The following is a 16065-nucleotide window of genomic DNA, read 5'->3' on the forward strand; positions in this document are numbered from 1 at the left end:
ACCCGTGACCTCCGCACTACCAATGCGACGCTCTACCGACTGAGCCACAGCAGCATTCACGGTGACTGACAGGCAATCACCGTGTTACATTCTATCAAAAGACCTGACGTTTGTCAACAAAAAATTACGCCCGTTTACGCTTTTTACAGCTTAAACTGTTTCAGTGTATCGCTCAGCTGAAGCGCTCTCTTCTGCATCTGCTCTGAAGCATCCTCCAGTCTTGTAACAGCCTCCAGCTGCTTGTCTGCAGCGCCGTATACCTCCATGGAGGAGGAAGCCGTTTGTGCGGAAACTGAAGAAATGCTTTCCACAGAGCCAAGAGTCGCCGAGCGGTCGCTGTCCATATCCTTTACGCTGTCGTTGATCAGCTGCAAGGCTTCCAGCAGCCCCGACACCTGTCTCTCAATCTCCCGGAAGGAATCTATGGTTGCATTCACCGCATCCGACTGGGTAGCCACCACGCTTTCCGCCTCCTTGGCAATCTCGGATACCTTTCCGGTATTTTGAATCATTTCCTGAATAATTTTGGCAATCTCACCTGCCGCCGTAAGAGACTGGTCCGCCAGCTTTCGGATTTCCTCAGCCACTACGGCAAAGCCTCTTCCACTGGCGCCCGCCCGGGCAGCCTCAATAGACGCATTCAAGGACAGGAGATTGGTCTGGGAAGCAATTTCATTAATCACTTCCACGATCTGGCCAATGGAACGGGTTTTCTGCTCCAGCTCATCCACGGCGCCGATTACCTCTCCCGTAATTCTGGTGGTAGAAACCGCACTGGAGGTAAGTTCTCCCGTAGCATTCATGCCCTGTGCAATACAAGCCTCTGCAGCGTCCGTCATCTTCAATATCTGTGCTGCGCTGTCCGTTACGCTTGTAATCTTGGAGGACAGCCCATCCATCTGGTTTAAGCAGTCCGCCGAATCCTTGTCTAAAAGCTGTACTCCCTTTTCAATCTCCTGGATGGAATCCTTAATGTTTTTGGAGGTATCCATAAACATTTCCGAGGACTCCGATACCTCTGCCGCTGCCGTCGTCAGCTCTCCGCTGACCTCCTTTACATTGGTAAGCAGCTTTTTCATATGGGATGCCATGCCTGAAATTCCCTCCGTCAGAAGCCTGAATTCATCCTTTCTTCTGGAATGGATTTCCACTGTCAGATCGCCGTCGGATATCTTCTTCAGGCATTTTACGATTTTACGGATGGTTCCGCCAAAGCTTTTTGCCAGAACGCTGCCAAGGGCAAGGGCAATTATAACTGCAGCCACAGAAATGATAACTGTCAAGCGGCGGATATCTGCTGCCTGCGCCAGAATCTGGCTGTCCGGAACCAGCACGGCAATCACAGCCTCCCTGTCTCCCAGCGCCCTGTAGAAGAAATGGTAATCGCTGCCGTTGTATGACACCTGGCTTAAGCCGGCTGTGGCATCTCCTCCTGCTGACAGCGCAGAAACCGCATTCTGGTAAAAATCTTGTCCAGAAAACACCTTTTCTTCCTGTTCAATGGCCTGTCCGTTCTCAAGCAAAAATTCCCCACCGTCACAAGTCACCAGCCCAACACATGTACCTTCCCCCACATTCAGCGCTCCCAGGCTGTCCTGCAGAATATCAGGGGCAAAGTCAATAATCATAAAGCCGTTAGAATCCACCATCTTCTTTACCAGACGCATGGAATATTTACTGCTGTCCACACCCAAAGCCGCATCTGCATCAGACTGATTGCCGAACAGATAATATTTTGTTGCATTGGCCTGTGCAAGCTCTCCCTGAGGTGTGGCCATAAAAGCTTCATAGGCCTCTGTTCCGGTCAAATCCACTGTTGCAATAGGCTCTTCGCTCTGGGAAATAAAAAAAACATTGGCAAGGAGGTCGTCTCCCGTCACAGCGCGCTTAAACTCCGTGGTGGTCCGTCCCTTATACACCACAGCGTCTGTCATATTCCCTGCAAAATAACGCTTTAATTCATCATCCTGCAGATAGCTTCTGTAGCTTGCCTGCTCTGTATCCAGCACCAGATTCAGATAATCCTCCACCATCTGCATGGTCTGCTCTATAGAGCTTTGATAGCTGGAAAACACCGCATTAGCCGCCATTTGGTAAGAAGATACCCCCAGCGCCACAATACAGATCACAGGCACAAAAAAGGAAGCGATCAGCTTAAATTGAATTCCGCGGAAAAATCCAACTGCTATTTTGTCCCGCTTCTGTTTTTGATTATTTTTCCGCTTTTGATTGTTAGGTTTCTTTCCGCCATTTGCTTTCATTTGTTCCAATGTTCTTTCTTTTTCGCCATTTCCAGCCATTGAAGAGCACCCTTTCCTTCCTGATTTCTAAAGGTGTTTATCTTTCAAACCATGTAATTATTTTACCACTATTGCGGCAATACTTCAATGGCTTTCAAATTCACTTGCTTTCAAATTTACCTGCCTTCAAAGCCGCTTTCTGATCTTGCTCTTAAGGCGCTGCAGTGCATTATCCGTGGATTTCTCATCCCGGCCCAGCACCTTGGCAATCTGTGTATAGCTCATGCCCGTCATATACAAATCCAATACCTGTTTTTCAAAGGCGCTGAGCTCATTTTCAATGGTATTTTCCAGATAAGCCACCCTCTCCTTGTCCAAAAACACCGCCTCCGGATTTAATTCCGCCCGGGCGGCCAGCGCTTCAAACAGCCGCAGCTCCTCCTGGTCCGCCTGCTGCCCGGGGGCGCTGTCCAGCGACACATAATTGTTCAGGGGAAAATGCTTCTGCCTGCCTGACGCCCGCACTGCAGTATACATCTGACGGCTGATGCACAAATCCGCAAAGGTGTAAAAGCTGGCATCCCTGCCGCTGTCGTAATCACGAACCGCCTTGAACAGGCCGATCATTCCCTCCTGAATCAGATCATCATTGTCGCCGCCCAAAATAAACATGGACTTTGCCTTGCTGCGGACCAGATTTTTATACTTGTTGCAGATATAATCCATGATGGCCTCCTCCCCGTCTCTCAGACGAAGAATCAGCTCCTCATCCCCAGCATTTCCATAGCGCTCCGCTTCTGTCACAACGAAACCTCCCGGCTTACGCCATTCTCTGTCTCACAATTTCATAGGCCAGCACTCCGGCGGCAACAGAAGCATTGAGAGAATCAATATTTCCCTTCATAGGTATGGCCGCCGTCATATCACACTTTTCCTTCACAAGCCGGCCCACTCCCTCTCCCTCGCTGCCGATCACAAGACCGATGGGCCCTTTCAAGTCAAGCTGATACATAATGGTTCCCCCCATATCGGCACAGACAAACCAAAGCCCCTCCTTTTTCAGCGCTTCAATGGTCTTTGCCAGATTGGTCACCTTCGCCACAGGCGTATAGTTCAAAGCTCCTGCGGAGGTTCTTGCCACCGCCGCCGTCAGTCCCACAGCCCGGTTTTTGGGGATAATTACTCCATGCGCCCCCGCCAGATTGGCAGTGCGGATGATCGCTCCCAGATTATGAGGATCCTCGATATTGTCCAGAAGAAATAAGAAGGGAGGCTCCCCCTTCTCCTTTGCGGCCCGAAGCATGTCCTCCACCTGGGCATACTCATAGGCGGCGGCAACGGCGATCACTCCCTGATGCCTTCCTGTTTCAGACATCTGATCCAGACGTTCCCTGGTCACATATTTGATCTGGCAGTCCCCTTTCGCCGCCTCCCGTTTGATGCTGAGGATTGGGCCGTCCTTACAGCCGTCCAATAAAAACAGCTTGTCTATGGTTTTGCCCGCCCTAAACGCCTCCAGCACCGCATTTCTGCCCTCTATGGTAAATTCCTGATACGCCATATTTCTCTTTCCTTTCTCTCCTTTGCCTTTCCTCTCTTTCCCCGGCGTTTTCCCCACAGTCTCTACAATGTATCCAATCCTGCAAGGGCAATTCCTTTGTGGATCAAAGTAAGCATCCTCTCCTGCCTGTCCGTCAGGTACAGATATCCCATAAGTGCCTCAAAGCCTGTGGCCGTCTTATACTCTGCCAGAGTTGCATTCTTTGCCGTGGTGTGGGGCTTTGCATTTCTTCCCCTTCTGTACACTGCCTCTTCCTCCTCGGTCAGCTCAGGCAGCAGCGCCTGTATTATCTCAGCCTGCGCCTTGGCCTTTACATATTTGACAGCATCTCTGTGCAGCTGGTTGGCGGAGCGGTTGGCCCGCTCCACCACTACAGTGCGGATAACCAGATCATACACCGCATCTCCCATATAGGCCAGCGCCAGAGGCGAATAGGTTCTGATATCCTGATCCGCGCACGCAAAAAGCTTCTTGATTTGTCCCAGCAGATTTACGCTCTCTTCCATTTTACACCCTCTCGTGTATCCTCCAGGATAATCCCCTTTTCCAGCAGCATTTCCCGAATCTCGTCCGCTCTTTGAAAGTCTTTGGCCTTTCTTGCCGCCTGGCGTTCCTGGATCAGCCGCTCCACGTCCTCCTCCAGCATTTGTGTCTTACGGTTCACCGTAAGGCCGCAGATATCAGAAAGCTGCTCAATTTCCTTCTTAAGCCCGGACAGAAACGCCCGGCTGCTTCCATCGGACGCCCATGTATTTGCAAATTTTACCAGCTCAAATATAGCGGAAAGCGCATCCGCCGTATTGAAATCATCATCCATGGCCTCCTCAAATTTCAGCGCAAACCCCTGGGCTTCCTTCAAAAGAGCGGCCTCCTCTTCACTGGCCTCCTCCTGCGCAGCGTTTTCCAGCAAAAAGCGCAGATTATCCACGCTGGTCACAATTCTCTCATAACCGTTTTTTGCCGCCTCCATCAGCTCCGCACTGAAATTCAGAGGACTCCTGTAATGAGCGGAAAGCATGAAAAACCGAAGCACCTGCAGATCATACTTCTCTCCCACTTCTCTCACCGTAAAGAAATTTCCCAGGGATTTTGACATTTTGCGGTTGTCAATGTTCAAAAAGGCATTGTGCATCCAGTATCTGGCAAAGGTTTTTTGGTTGGCCGCCTCGGACTGGGCAATTTCGTTTTCATGATGAGGAAATACCAGATCTTCTCCGCCCGCATGAATATCAATTTCATCCCCAAGATACTTTTTGCTCATAACAGAGCACTCAATATGCCAGCCAGGTCGTCCCTGACACCAGGGAGACTCCCAGTAAGGCTCTCCCTCCTTTTTCGGCTTCCAGAGCACAAAATCCAAGGGGTCCTCCTTTTGATCCTCCCCGGACACCAAAAGAGTTCTGTTCCCCCCCCGCAGGTCATCCAGATTTTTGTGGGAAAGCTTTCCATAATCCTGAAAGCTTCTGGTACGGTAGTACACGGTGCCATCCTCTGCCCTGTAGGCATGCCCCGTCTCAATGAGCTTTTCGATCATCTCAAGCATGCCTCCAATTTCCTGGGTGGCTAAGGGATGGGTGGTGGCCGGCTTTACATTCATGGCCTCCATATCCTTTTTGCATTCTTCAATATACCGCTTGGAAATCACATCTGCGTCCACACCCTCCTCAATGGCCTTTTTGATAATTTTATCATCCACATCCGTAAAGTTAGACACATAATTTACCTCATATCCCTTATATTCCATATATCTGCGCACCGTATCAAATACAATCATGGGACGGGCATTTCCAATATGAATCAGATTGTAAACCGTGGGGCCGCACACATACATCCTCACCCTGCCCGGTTCTATGGGAACAAATTCTTCTTTCTTCTTTGTCAGCGTATTATAGATTTTCATGCTCATTCTTCTTTTCCTCCGCTTTCCGATCCGTTTTCTCTTCCTGGTCCTTTTGCAGTCTTTTTCGCAGCAGCTTTATCTCCGCCTCCAAATCAAGCAGGCGGTTGGTCAGCTGGGAATTTGCCATCTGCAGATTGGCAATGTCCTCCCGCACAGGGTCCGGCAGATCCGTCTGGTTCATGGTCTCCTGGGGAAGGGCCATGTTGTTGCGCTTCACCACTCGTCCCGGTACTCCAACCACTGTGGAATTGGGGGGGACCTCGCTTAAGACCACGCTGCCCGCCCCTATCTTGGAATTATCCCCTATGGTGAAGGAACCCAGCACCTTGGCTCCCGCGCTGATCATGACATTATTGCCCACAGTGGGATGACGCTTGCCGTGCTCCTTACCGGTTCCGCCCAGCGTCACTCCCTGGTACAGCGTCACATTGTCGCCGATCACAGTGGTTTCGCCGATAATCACTCCATTTCCGTGATCAATAAAAAATCCCCTGCCGATCTCAGCCCCCGGATGAATCTCAATCCCGGTCTTGCGCACTCCTCTCTGGGAAATATATCTGGCCAGAAAAAAATGCTTCTTTCTATACAGCTTATGCGCCAGCCGATAGTGCATCATCACCTTAAAGCTGGGATACAAAAACACCTCCATAGAGGAGTGGATTGCCGGATCTCTCTCTCGTATAATCCGGATTTCCTCTTTTATGTTTGCAATGAGCCCCATATTTCTCCTCGTTTCTGCGCCGCCCTCTGCCCATCCCGGGTTTGCGGCAGCGCAGGCACAAACCCTTCCCTTGGGCCATAATACATAAAAACCGCGGATAAATCCCGGTGTATCCTCACACCAGAGACGAATTTATCCGCGGTCCCACTCTGTTTAAGGACAGCTCCCGGTCAAAGACCGGACTGCCCCTCTCTCTTTTCGCTTAACGCACGCTTACGGGCCCGGATACCTGCCAGACGGCTCTCCCCGGACCGGCTCACGAATGCACTTCCTTCCCCTCCTGCCAAAGCCGCTTTCAGCCAGCGACGGCCTCTCTCTTTTGCAGTACCGGGAAAGTACTCTTTTCGCTCACAGCCCTTTTCCTATGAATAAAATAAAAACTTCTTGCAAGCCTTCTAATAAACAGAATATGCAATCAGCCTGAATTTGTCAACCAAATTTTAGCGTTCTTCCTTCCACGCCCTGATTTTAAGAAGCCGCTCCTTCACCTGTTTTTCCGCCCCCTGTTCCGTTGGATGATAATATCTTGTGCCCTTCATGGACTCAGGCAGACATTCCATTCGGGTGAGCTTTTCCTCTGTATTGTGGGCATACTCGTAATTCTCTCCATAGTGAAGGTTTTTCATCAGCTTGGTGGGGGCATTGCGAAGCTGCAGGGGAACCGGCTCCGCCCGCTTTTCCTTCATGTCCCTTCTGCATGCCTCCACAGCCTGCAGCATGGCATTTGACTTTGGCGCCATGGACAGATAAGTAACCGCGTGGGCCAGATGCACGTCGCATTCCGGCATCCCCAGAAAATGGCAGGCCTGATATGCCGCCACCGCCACGGTGAGAGCCTGGGAATCCGCCATGCCGATGTCCTCGCTGGCGAAACGGATCAGGCGTCTTGCAATGTACAGGGGATTTTCCCCTCCGTCCAGCATTCTGTACATCCAATAGAGGGCCGCATCCGGATCGCTGTTTCGCATAGACTTGTGAAGAGCGGAAATCAGATTGTAATGCTCCTCCCCCGCCTTGTCATAGAGAAGGGATTTCCGGCTGATGCACTGCTCCAGCTCCTCGTCGGTAACACGAATTGCGCCCTCTGAAAGAATTTCGCCGTTCAGCACAGCCATCTCCAGGATATTTAAAGCCGTCCTGGCATCTCCGTCTGCAAAAGCCGCAATAGCTTCAAGCTGTCTTTCTGTGATGGTTATATTTTGCTCTCCAAAGCCCTCCTTGGCCTCAAGGGCATGATGCAGTAATTCGGTAAGGTTCTCCTTTGTCAGCGGCTTTAGCACAAAGACCCTGCACCTGGACAGAAGCGCCCCGTTGATCTCAAAGGAAGGATTCTCTGTGGTGGCTCCGATCAGCACAATGCTTCCCTTCTCCACAAAGGGCAGGAAAGCATCCTGCTGGGCCTTGTTGAACCGATGGATTTCATCCACAAACAGCAAGGTGCGCACTCCCAGAAACCGATTCTGCTCCGCCTGGGCCATCACCTCTTTGATTTCCTTGATTCCGCTTGTCACCGCACTGAAATTTATAAAATTGGAGCGGGTTTTTCCCGCAATAATGCTGGCAAGGGTAGTCTTTCCCACGCCCGGCGGCCCCCAGAAGATCATGGAAGAAATCTGGTCTCTCTCAATGAGCTGGCGCAGCATTCTGCCCTCTCCCAGCAGATGCTCCTGCCCCACAAAATGCTTCAGGGTTTTGGGGCGCAGCCTGCTTGCCAGCGGCGTAGTCTCATTCCGATTGTCAAAGAGGGACATCTGTTCCATATTCGAAGAATGGTTCATAAAAACACCTTCCTTCCCGCTTTCATGAAATCCGCTTTTAAGGCTCCTCAGACTCTTTTGCAGCCGCTGCAGCCATCACATCCCCCCATGGTCTCTCTTGCCGTCAGGTCATAGGGGCTGGTGAGCATGCACACGGCCTGGGCGGAAATTCCTTCTCCCTGTCCCGTAAAGCCAAGCCCCTCCTCCGTAGTGGCCTTTACATTCACCTGCGAGAGGGAAAGTCCCAGTCCTCCTGCGATGTTTTCCCGCATGGCGTCAATATAAGGGCGCATTTTAGGCGCCTGGGCAATAATGGTTGCGTCTATATTTTCCACAAGAAAATGATGCTCCACAAGCAGCGCTCCCACCTTTTCCAGAAGCTTCATGGAAGAAATCCCCTTATAGGCCGGGTCCGTGTCCGGGAAATGACTGCCGATGTCACCCAGCGCGGCTGCACCCAGCAGCGCATCCATGACGGCATGCAAAAGCACATCCGCATCCGAATGTCCAAGCAGTCCCTTTTCCCAGGGAATCTTTACCCCTCCGATGATAAGGTCTCTGTCCTTTGTAAGCCTGTGCACGTCATAGCCCGTTCCAATTCTCATATGAATACCTCTTTTCTGAGCGACTTGTCGCGAAGAGGCGACGCAAATATCAAATTTGCGTCTGCCATAAGAGCTATTTGTTTTCGCTCGGAAACAAATAGCAATGTGAAAAATCAGCACATCAGTGTGATTTTTCACATTATCCTCCTTTTCTACGCTTTTTTCCGTTTAGAGAACGAAAAGCCAAGACCCTTGCGCTCGTCCCTTCTTCCTCTGCTTCGCTCCTCACCTCTTCTGCCGTTTCTGCCCTGATCTCTCCTTGCGGCATCCCTGTCTCTGCCTCTTTGATTTCCTTTTCTTCTATCCTCTCCGGCGCCTCTTCGTTTTCCAAAGCGGCGGCTTTCTGCTTCATCCACTGCTATCTCCTGGCCTCTGTCGCCCACCTGATACTTTAACAGCACGGCAGCCAGGTCCAGGGCGTCGCAGTTTTCCTCCTCCATTTTGTGCAGCAGATATTTCTTCATCAAATCTATATCTTCATGCTCGTGAAGCTCCCATGCCTGCTCTAAAAGCTTGAACACCTTGGCCTTCAGCACCTTGCCCGTGCTCGGAAGCTTCCTTTCCTCCACTGTGGTGCGGCATACTCTTTCAATTTCCCGAATCTTGTAAACCTCTCTGCCCGCCGCCAGGGTAAAGGAACGCCCTGTTCTTCCGGCACGTCCCGTTCTTCCGATCCGGTGTACGTAGTACTCCACATCCTGCGGAATATCGTAATTAATTACAGCTTCCACGTCATCCACATCAATTCCTCTGGCTGCTACGTCCGTGGCAATCAAAATATTGGTGCTTCCGTTGCGGAAACGCCTCATCACCGCATCTCTCTGGTGCTGGGACATATCCCCATGCAGTCCCTCCGCCTGGTAGCCCTGACGCTTCAGCACCTCGGAAAGCTCGTCCACCTTCCGTTTGGTATTACAGAAAATCAAGCACAGCTTAGGCTGGTAGTATTCCAGCAGACGGATGCAGGCCGCATCCTTGTCCGAATTTTTTATTTTATAATAACGCTGGGACACAAGGGGGATGGTCAGCTCCTTTGCCGCTACCCGGATCAGCTTTGCGTTCTTCTGGAAGCGGTCCGTTATATCCAGAATGGGCTTTGGCATGGTGGCGGAAAACAGCGCCGTCTGGTGCTCCCCCGGAATCTGTCCAAGAATCAGCTCCATATCCTCTCTAAATCCCATATTCAGCATTTCGTCCGCCTCATCCAGCACCACCATATTTACATGGTCCAGCTTTATGGTGCGCCGCCGCATATGGTCCATCACGCGCCCCGGTGTACCTACAATGATCTGTACTCCCTTAAGCCCGGAAATCTGCTTCCCGATCTCCTGGCCTCCATAGACAGGAAGGACTTTCACGCCGTGCATATACTTTGCAATTTTGCGCAGCTCCTCCGCCGCCTGAATGGCAAGCTCCCTGGTAGGACATAAAATCAAAGTCTGCAGTTTTTTCAGGTCCGGATCTATCCGCTGAATGGCAGGAATACCAAAGGCAGCCGTCTTTCCCGTTCCTGTCTGCGCCTGTCCGATAATGTCCTCTCCCGCCAGCAGGCTGGGAATTGCCTGCTCCTGAATGGGCGAAAGTTTTTCAAATCCCATCTCATCGATAGCGCGCAAAATACGTTCGTCCAACAAATTTTCCAATAAATTATCCACTGAAATCTCCTTATCCTTCCTTTTTCTATACATTTTTGCAGGAACACAAAAAAAGAGAAATCATCCATTTTCGTTAATGATCTCTCCAATCATTGTCTGAACATTGCATGTAAGTATAGCATGCCGTACATAAAATTGCAAGTAGAAAATTCGTTTTTTCGATTTTTCCATTTTCCTGTTCCGGCAGCCGTTGTCATCGGCCAAAAAGGAAAAATCCCTTTTTCTCATAGGGCTGTGCCTGAAGGGAAACTACCCGATATCCTGTGGCCGCTATGGTTTCCTTAAGCTTCTCTTCATCCAGAGGTTTCTCCGAAAGAATCTCCGTCTGCCCCTTCTTGTGGGAAGAGGAAACCTTTTTTACCTGAAATGCCCTTCTCACCGCATCATTTATATGAGCCTCGCACATACCGCATGCCATTCCGTCAATCTGTAAGATTGTCCTCGTCATTTTTCCGTCTCCAAACCTGCTTATGCAGGCAGTACTCTCCCGATTACTGATATTATTTATTATACCAGTCTATCCCTGAAAATACACCTCTTTTTTCCTTTCTGAACAATATTCTCAATAATCAGTTCTGTCAGACAAAGAGGGTGAATGTAATATGAGCTTTATCTATTTCAATTCTTCTACCCATTTTCCATCTTCCTCCATCCAATCCTTTATTCCACACAACTGTGGCGACTGTATTTTCAATCCTGTTTCTTCAAAAACCTCACGAATCACCGCATCCGTAAACGTTTCTCCTTTCTCAACATGCTCTCCCGGAAAAGTTATTCCTGAATAATCATCGTCTTTTTTATCTTGAACCAATACTTTGTTGCCATTAAACACCATGCACATATTGGTCATTGTAACCTTTTCTATCCTTGCCATTCGTAACACTACCAATCTTTACATTACAATCTCACTATCAAAATACTGTTCCTGAAAATGAATCATAACCATTTGGTTATAAGTAGTTTTGTGATTTTAGTACTTCAAATGTGTTAAATTCGATTCAAACTGCTGTTGCATTTGTTTATAATAATTTGACCCCAATTCGATCCCACTTATTTCAGTCTGAAACAGTTTGAAATGGTGTAAAACGGTCAAATTTTAATATTTTTAAACAAAAAAAGCCCAGAAATACATATTTCAAGGCTTTCAACAAATAGCGAGAGGGGGACTTGAACCCTCGACACTGCGGGTATGAACCGCATGCTCTAGCCAGCTGAGCTATCTCGCCATATAACCGGCCTTCACCGGAGTGGAACCTATAGGGCTCGAACCTATGACCCTCTGCTTGTAAGGCAGATGCTCTCCCAGCTGAGCTAAGATTCCATCTGTCGGCTGCTTCTGCAACCGACTTTATGATTGTACAATGTGTGGTTTTTTTTGTCAACAGCTTTTTTCATTTTTTGCAAAAAAGCTTTCTACATTCGTAACAGTTCAGCCCGCGCCATTCGCAAAGCCGCGCCAAGGCGCTTTTTCGCTGCTGCGCAGCTGCCTTTGCTCATTATCGGGCGCTCCGCTCATAAGCTGCACAACAAGCAACTTCATGCAAGCATGATTTGCTTGTCATACAGCTTATGGCTGAACTATTACCTACATTCTCTCAGGCGCGCTGAATCCCAGAACATCAATGCAGGTTTCCAGAATATCTCTTGTGAGCACCAAAAGAGCGATCAGCCCCTCTTTCTTTGTTTCGTCCTCCTCGCCCAGTATCTTTGTATCATGATAAAAATGGTTAAAATCATTGGCCAGGTCATAAATATAAGCGCATACCTTGTGGGGCGCCGTCTCCTGACAGGCGGCCTGCATCATGGCGTTAAAACCGGCAAGCTGCATCATCAGCGCCTTTTCCGCAGCGTTTTCGGCCTCCCTCAGCGAGGTCTCCGCCAGATTCCCGCCCTGCTCCTTGTACTTGCTCAGTATGGACTTGATACGCACGATGGTATATAAAATATATGGACCCGTATCCCCCTCAAAGGAGGTAAAGCGCTCCATGTCAAACACATAATCCTTGGATGCCTGATTGGAAAGATCGCCATATTTCAGAGCGGAAACCGCAACCAAATCCGCTGCCTGCCTTGCCTCCTCTTCCGGCATGTCACGTCCTTCCTTGATCTTTTTATACATTTCTTCCTTGGTATCCCGAACCAGATCCTCCAGACGCATTACGCCGCCCTCCCTGGTCTTAAAGGGCTTTCCGTCCTTGCCGTTCATAGTACCAAAGCCTAAAAATTTCAACTCCGTCTCCGGTCCTACCAGCTTCGTCTTGCGGGCACAGCGGAATACCTGTTCAAAGTACAGGTCCTGACGCTTGTCCACCACGTAGATCATCATATCCGGATGATAAAGGTTTCTGCGCTCCAAAATAGTGGCCAGGTCCGTGGTGTTGTAGAGGGAGGCTCCGTCCGACTTTAAGATCATACAGGGAGGAATCTCCTTGGTATCCGTCTCCTCCTTCACATCCACCACCAAAGCGCCCTCGCTCTCGTGGGCATAGCCCTCCTCCTTCATATATTCCACCATATCCGGAATCAAATCCTGCACATCGCTCTCGCCCTTCCACAGGTCAAATTCCACATTCAGGCTGCTGTAATTTTTCTTCAGATCTGCAATGGATACATCCATAATATGACGCCACAGCGCCCTGTAGCCCCGCACACCCTTCTGCAGCTTATAGGTGGCCTCCATGGCCCTTGCCTTGTAGTCCGGATCCTCTTTTGATTTGGCGCTGGCCGCCGGGTAAATCTGTGCCAGCTGTGTAATGGTAAAGGGCGGCTCTGCGGGATACTCTCCCTGGTAATTTTCGTCAAAATACACCAGATTGGGTTCCTCTTCCTCAAGCCATGTGATAATAAGGCCCATCTGCAGGCCCCAGTCTCCCAGATGCACGTCTCCGATCACCTCGTGTCCTGCATAACGGCAGATACGCTTGATGCTCTCGCCGATCACCGCAGACCTGAGATGTCCCACATGAAGAGGCTTTGCCACATTGGCTCCGCCGTAATCGATGATAATTTTCTTCGGCTTCCCAGGCATAGTAAGGCCAAATTTGGGGTCTGCCTCCATATCCTTCAGATAGCTTAACAGAAAGCTTTCCGTAATCTTTAGATTCAAAAAGCCCGGAGCCACTGCCTGCGCCTCCCGAAACACACTACTGTCCGCAAGCTGCTTTGCAACCTCTTTTGCAATAGCGATGGGAGCCTTTTTGTACTGCTTTGCTCCGGCCATGGCGCCGTTGCACTGATATTCACACAAATCCGGACGGTTGGAAAGAGTCACTCTTCCCAGACTGCCGTCATAGCCGGCCGCCTGAAATGCCTTCTGCATCTCCTCTGTCAGCATATCCAAAATTTTTTTCATGAGCATCCTCCAAATCAAACATAATATGTTTACTATAGCGTAATTTTTACCATCCCGCAATAGGGAAATACTCAATCATTTTCCACCCAGGCCGCCAGTCCGCTGAATCCCTCCGTTCCTCCTGCCACAAAAAGAATATCCCCTTCCCTGAAGGTATACTCAGGCTTTACGCTGTCAATCAATCCTCCTGCATTCTCCACGGCAATGATATTTAGTCCGAAACGTCCCCGCAGGTCCACCTCCAGCACCGTTTTTCCAATGATGCCCGCCGGTACTGCCATCTTGGATATGTTGAGTCTTTCACTCAGCTGAATATAATCCAGAACCTTGGAGGTCTCAAGCCGATGTGCCAGACGCACCGCCATGTCCTGCTCCGGGTAAACCACCTCCGCTCCAAGCTTTTTTAAGATTTCACCGTGCTCCATACTGGTTGCTTTGGAAACCACCTTGGGTATCCCAAGTCCTACCAGATTTAACGTGGTCAAAATAGATGTGGCAATCTGTTCGCCGATGCACACAATGGCCACATCACAATTCTGAATTCCCGTTTCCATAAGGGTATTCTTATCCAGATTTCTCACCACAAAGGCATTTTCCGTAAATTCCCGCATCTCCCGGATTTTTTCCTCATTTTTATCCAGCACCAGAATTTCCGCGCCGGAAGCGGTAAGCTCTGTAGCAAGGGCATATCCAAACCGCCCAAGTCCTATAATGCCGTAGGCTATCTCTTTTTTCTTAAACATACCAAACATACTCCCATCCTCTTTCAATTAACCAATTGCAATATTACCCTCGGAATAGCTGACTCTCTCTCCTTTTGTAAAATACCACAGGGAAGCAATGGTCAGCGGCCCGAGCCTGCCGATATACATAATCAGGATTGATAAAAATTTGCTGCCATCACTTAAGTCAGGGGTAATCCCTGTGGATAATCCCACCGTTCCGAATGCGCTGGTAATTTCAAACAGCGCCTCCATCAAAGAGACCTCTGGCTCCATGATGACCATTAGATAAGTACCCGTAAGGACAACCATTCCGGCGATCAGGGTAATCACCGAGGCCTTACGAAAGGCATTGGCCGGAATTGCAAAACGGAAGCCCTTTTCAGCCCGATTGGTGGCCGCCGATTTGATTCCCTGAAGCAGCACGAAAAACGTGCTTGTCTTGATGCCTCCGCCTGTGGAGCCCGGGGATGCGCCAATAAACATCAATGCGGTAATCACCAAGAGCCCCGCATTGGAAAAGGTCCCCAGGGGATATGTGGAAAAGCCTGCGGTTCTGGCAGAAACACTGTGAAAGAATGCACCCAGCCAGGTAACCTCTTCCGTCAGCTTGATCAAAACCGTTCCGATGACAATCAGCGCAGCGCTCATGGACAGCACCACCTTGGTGTGCATGGAGAATTTTTTCCAGCGAAATTTCTTTACCCACACCTCCTGAATCACCAAAAAGCCGATTCCTCCAAAAAAGATCAGACCGCAGGTCACCAGATTGAGCATCACATTATCCCGGTAGGGAATCAGATTCTGAAAATTCCCCAGAATATCAAAGCCGGAATTATTAAAGGCCGCAACCGAATGAAACAGACTGATTCCAAGGGCCTTCAGGGGTGGATAGTCCTGCACAAACACAAGAAAGCTGAGTACCGCTCCCACTCCCTCAAAGATGAGGGTCATTATAAAAATACTTTTCACAAAGCGGACCAGTCCCCGTCCGGAGTCCAGGTTCATGGCCTCTCTGATAATACTTCTCCCCTTTAGATTCACCCTTCTTCCCATCGCCAGAATGATACCGGCCCCCACAGCCGTCACGCCTAAGCCCCCGATCTGAATCAGAGCCCCCAGGAAAAACTGTCCCAGAGGCGTAAAGGTATCTCCTGCGTCAATTGCAATCAGACCCGTGACGCATACCGCGCTGGTGGAGGTGTAAAGCGCGTCAATATAACGCACCTTTACACCGTCCTGAATACTGCAGGGGAGCATCAAAAGCCCCGATCCCAGCAGAATCACAAAAGCAAATCCCAGGGCAATAATGCGTCCGGGAGACTGCTTTTTAATCACCTTAAACATACAAAGCTACCCCTATTTCAATTTTTTTTGTATCAGCTTAGCCAGTTCGCCGCCAAGCATAGGCAGGAACGCAAAAAGAAGCGCTGCCAAAAGCTCATCAACGGTTAACGGCACAGTACTGAACACGGGGTTCAAAAACGGCACATAAATGCTGGCTGCCATAAACGCGACAGATGCAAGCACACACTTATTCAGATATCCGTTT

The 16065-nt window shown here is 49.7% G+C and carries 15 protein-coding genes, 2 tRNA genes and 1 other annotated feature; all 17 genes read right to left on the reverse strand.

Annotation, left to right across the window (positions count from 1 at the left end):
• Positions 1–143 precede the first annotated feature (143 nt).
• Positions 144–2261, reverse strand: coding sequence for a methyl-accepting chemotaxis protein (locus tag AC1WIP_RS02685; RefSeq protein ID WP_481140372.1), 2118 nt, complete (start codon positions 2259–2261; stop codon positions 144–146).
• A gap of 165 nt (positions 2262–2426) precedes the next feature.
• Positions 2427–3044, reverse strand: a complete 618-nt coding sequence (gene sigH, locus AC1WIP_RS02690; RefSeq protein ID WP_481140362.1) for an RNA polymerase sporulation sigma factor SigH — start codon at positions 3042–3044, stop codon at positions 2427–2429.
• Between the two features lie 16 nt (positions 3045–3060).
• Positions 3061–3801 (reverse strand): 23S rRNA (guanosine(2251)-2'-O)-methyltransferase RlmB, encoded by a 741-nt coding sequence (gene rlmB / locus AC1WIP_RS02695; RefSeq protein WP_318705530.1) that lies wholly within the window; start codon positions 3799–3801, stop codon positions 3061–3063.
• Between the two features lie 62 nt (positions 3802–3863).
• The gene (locus AC1WIP_RS02700) at positions 3864–4307 is read right to left on the reverse strand and encodes a Mini-ribonuclease 3 (protein WP_481140363.1); all 444 of its coding nucleotides are present in this window, start codon (positions 4305–4307) and stop codon (positions 3864–3866) included.
• On the reverse strand, positions 4292–5701 hold the full coding sequence (gene cysS / locus AC1WIP_RS02705) for a cysteine--tRNA ligase (RefSeq protein ID WP_481140373.1): 1410 nt from the start codon (positions 5699–5701) through the stop codon (positions 4292–4294). Before cysS ends, AC1WIP_RS02700 begins: the two co-directional genes overlap by 16 nt.
• On the reverse strand, positions 5688–6422 hold the full coding sequence (gene epsC, locus AC1WIP_RS02710; protein ID WP_481140364.1) for a serine O-acetyltransferase EpsC: 735 nt from the start codon (positions 6420–6422) through the stop codon (positions 5688–5690). The genes cysS and epsC overlap by 14 nt, the downstream gene beginning before the upstream one ends.
• A gap of 119 nt (positions 6423–6541) precedes the next feature.
• Positions 6542–6783, reverse strand: a binding site (T-box leader).
• A 79-nt stretch (positions 6784–6862) separates the two neighbouring features.
• Positions 6863–8182 (reverse strand): replication-associated recombination protein A, encoded by a 1320-nt coding sequence (locus AC1WIP_RS02715; protein WP_481140374.1) that lies wholly within the window; start codon positions 8180–8182, stop codon positions 6863–6865.
• 65 nt (positions 8183–8247) lie between these two features.
• Entirely contained in the window at positions 8248–8784 is a 537-nt protein-coding gene (ispF, locus tag AC1WIP_RS02720; RefSeq protein ID WP_481140365.1) for a 2-C-methyl-D-erythritol 2,4-cyclodiphosphate synthase, read from the reverse strand.
• A gap of 152 nt (positions 8785–8936) precedes the next feature.
• Entirely contained in the window at positions 8937–10382 is a 1446-nt protein-coding gene (locus AC1WIP_RS02725) for a DEAD/DEAH box helicase (protein WP_481140375.1), read from the reverse strand.
• 250 nt (positions 10383–10632) lie between these two features.
• Complete coding sequence (locus tag AC1WIP_RS02730) at positions 10633–10887, reverse strand: heavy-metal-associated domain-containing protein (RefSeq protein WP_481140366.1); 255 nt, start codon at positions 10885–10887, stop codon at positions 10633–10635.
• 165 nt (positions 10888–11052) lie between these two features.
• Positions 11053–11313, reverse strand: coding sequence for an NUDIX domain-containing protein (locus AC1WIP_RS02735; protein WP_481140367.1), 261 nt, complete (start codon positions 11311–11313; stop codon positions 11053–11055).
• 278 nt (positions 11314–11591) lie between these two features.
• Positions 11592–11665, reverse strand: a tRNA-Met gene (locus AC1WIP_RS02740).
• A 22-nt stretch (positions 11666–11687) separates the two neighbouring features.
• Positions 11688–11760, reverse strand: a tRNA-Val gene (locus AC1WIP_RS02745).
• Between the two features lie 264 nt (positions 11761–12024).
• Complete coding sequence (gene argS, locus AC1WIP_RS02750) at positions 12025–13791, reverse strand: arginine--tRNA ligase (RefSeq protein WP_481140368.1); 1767 nt, start codon at positions 13789–13791, stop codon at positions 12025–12027.
• A gap of 71 nt (positions 13792–13862) precedes the next feature.
• Positions 13863–14534, reverse strand: coding sequence for a potassium channel family protein (locus tag AC1WIP_RS02755; RefSeq protein ID WP_481140369.1), 672 nt, complete (start codon positions 14532–14534; stop codon positions 13863–13865).
• Between the two features lie 27 nt (positions 14535–14561).
• Complete coding sequence (locus AC1WIP_RS02760) at positions 14562–15860, reverse strand: TrkH family potassium uptake protein (RefSeq protein WP_481140370.1); 1299 nt, start codon at positions 15858–15860, stop codon at positions 14562–14564.
• 12 nt (positions 15861–15872) lie between these two features.
• The coding region (locus tag AC1WIP_RS02765; RefSeq protein WP_481140371.1) for a cation transporting ATPase C-terminal domain-containing protein at positions 15873–16065 on the reverse strand (193 nt) is incomplete at its 5' end.

Source organism: Acetatifactor sp. (assembly GCF_982438285.1).

What these genes read in the sequence shown, in the direction of transcription:
- argS (WP_481140368.1), bottom strand. Translation starts at nt 13,791, where the DNA reads ATGAAAAAAATTTTGGATATGCTGACAGAGGAGATGCAGAAGGCATTT.
- AC1WIP_RS02730 (WP_481140366.1), bottom strand. Translation starts at nt 10,887, where the DNA reads ATGACGAGGACAATCTTACAGATTGACGGAATGGCATGCGGTATGTGC.
- cysS (WP_481140373.1), bottom strand. Translation starts at nt 5,701, where the DNA reads ATGAAAATCTATAATACGCTGACAAAGAAGAAAGAAGAATTTGTTCCC.
- ispF (WP_481140365.1), bottom strand. Translation starts at nt 8,784, where the DNA reads ATGAGAATTGGAACGGGCTATGACGTGCACAGGCTTACAAAGGACAGA.
- AC1WIP_RS02725 (WP_481140375.1), bottom strand. Translation starts at nt 10,382, where the DNA reads ATGGGATTTGAAAAACTTTCGCCCATTCAGGAGCAGGCAATTCCCAGC.
- AC1WIP_RS02735 (WP_481140367.1), bottom strand. Translation starts at nt 11,313, where the DNA reads ATGGCAAGGATAGAAAAGGTTACAATGACCAATATGTGCATGGTGTTT.
- AC1WIP_RS02700 (WP_481140363.1), bottom strand. Translation starts at nt 4,307, where the DNA reads ATGGAAGAGAGCGTAAATCTGCTGGGACAAATCAAGAAGCTTTTTGCG.
- epsC (WP_481140364.1), bottom strand. Translation starts at nt 6,422, where the DNA reads ATGGGGCTCATTGCAAACATAAAAGAGGAAATCCGGATTATACGAGAG.
- AC1WIP_RS02755 (WP_481140369.1), bottom strand. Translation starts at nt 14,534, where the DNA reads ATGTTTAAGAAAAAAGAGATAGCCTACGGCATTATAGGACTTGGGCGG.
- rlmB (WP_318705530.1), bottom strand. Translation starts at nt 3,801, where the DNA reads ATGGCGTATCAGGAATTTACCATAGAGGGCAGAAATGCGGTGCTGGAG.
- AC1WIP_RS02685 (WP_481140372.1), bottom strand. Translation starts at nt 2,261, where the DNA reads ATGAAAGCAAATGGCGGAAAGAAACCTAACAATCAAAAGCGGAAAAAT.
- AC1WIP_RS02715 (WP_481140374.1), bottom strand. Translation starts at nt 8,182, where the DNA reads ATGGAACAGATGTCCCTCTTTGACAATCGGAATGAGACTACGCCGCTG.
- AC1WIP_RS02760 (WP_481140370.1), bottom strand. Translation starts at nt 15,860, where the DNA reads ATGTTTAAGGTGATTAAAAAGCAGTCTCCCGGACGCATTATTGCCCTG.